This is a genomic window from Actinoplanes sp. ATCC 53533, assembly GCF_003947245.1.
The window spans coordinates 1-1,501 of sequence record NZ_QHHV01000459.1 but is presented as its reverse complement, the minus strand read 5'-3'; the positions used below and the strand labels follow the sequence as shown (position 1 = coordinate 1,501).

The window sequence follows — 1,501 nt, the reverse complement described above, 5'->3', positions numbered from 1 at the left end:
ACGGTGCCCTCGCGCAGGATGCGCGCCTTGGCGTTGCGGCGGATGAGGCCCGAGCGGACCATACAGCCGGCGATGAGACCGATCTTGGACGAGCGGAACACCTCGCGGATCTCCGCCGTGCCCTGCTCGACCTCCTCGAACTCCGGCTTGAGCAGGCCCTTGAGGGCTGCCTCGATCTCCTCGATGGCCTGGTAGATGACGCTGTAGTAGCGGATCTCCACGCCGGCGCGGTCGGCCATCTCCTTGACCTTGTTGCTGGCCCGGACATTGAAGCCGATGATCGTGGCGGTCTGGTCCGAGGACGCCGACGCCAGGTTGACGTCGCTCTCGGTGATCGCACCGACGCCGCGGTGGATGACCTTGAGCTGCACCTCGTCCGGAATCTCGATCTTGAACAGCGCGTCCTCGAGGGCCTCGACCGAACCCGAGCCGTCGCCCTTGAGCACCAGGGTGAGCGAAGCCTTCTCGCCCTCCTTGATCTGCTCCATGAGCGTCTCGAGCGTCGCCCGGCCGCGGGAGTTGGCGAAGCTGGCCGCCCGGCGACGGGCCTGCCGCTGCTCCGCGATCTGCCGCACCGTGCGGTCGTCCTCGGCTGCGAGGAACGTGTCGCCCGCGCTGGGCACCGAGGTCAGACCGAGCACCAGGACCGGACGCGCCGGACCCGCCTCGGGAACCTGGTTGCCGTTCTCGTCGAGCATGGCGCGGACGCGACCGTGCGCGCCGCCCGCCACGATCGAGTCGCCGGCCCGCAGCGTGCCCTTCTGGACCAGAACCGTGGCAACCGCGCCACGACCCTTGTCGAGGTGGGCCTCGACCGCGACACCCTGCGCCGGCCCGTCGATCGGAGCGGTGAGCTCCAGCGACGCGTCGGCGGTCAGGAGCACGGCCTCGAGCAGGTCCTCGATGCCGAGGCCCGGCTTGGCGGCCACGTTGACGAACATCGTGTCGCCGCCGTACTCCTCGGCGAGCAGGCCGTAGTCCGTCAACTGCTGGCGGACCTTGTCCGGGTTGGCGTCCGGCTTGTCGACCTTGTTGACCGCGACCACGATCGGCACTTCTGCCGCCTTGGCGTGGTTCAACGCCTCGACCGTCTGCGGCATGACGCCGTCGTCGGCCGCGACCACGAGGATCACGATGTCCGTCACCTGGGCACCACGGGCACGCATGGCGGTGAACGCCTCGTGGCCCGGAGTGTCGATGAAGGTGATCGCGCGCTCTTCGCCCTGGTGCGGGACGACGACCTGGTAGGCGCCGATGTGCTGGGTGATGCCACCCGCCTCGCCGGCGACCACGTTGGTCTTGCGGATCGCGTCCAGCAGCTTCGTCTTACCGTGGTCGACGTGACCCATGACGGTCACGACCGGCGGCCGGGTGACGAGCCTGTCCTCGGCGATCTCGGCGTCGAGGTCGATGTTGAACCGCGACAGCAGCTCGCGATCCTCGTCCTCGGGGCTGACGATCTGCACGTCGAAGCCGAGGTGCTCGCCGAGCAGCAGCAGCG

The 1,501-nt window shown here is 69.0% G+C and carries 1 protein-coding gene; it reads right to left on the bottom strand.

Features of this window, described 5'->3' with window-relative positions; genetic code table 11:
- On the bottom strand, positions 1 to 1,501 hold a 1,501-nt coding region (gene infB, locus DMB66_RS59100), incomplete at both ends, for a translation initiation factor IF-2 (RefSeq protein ID WP_125812627.1).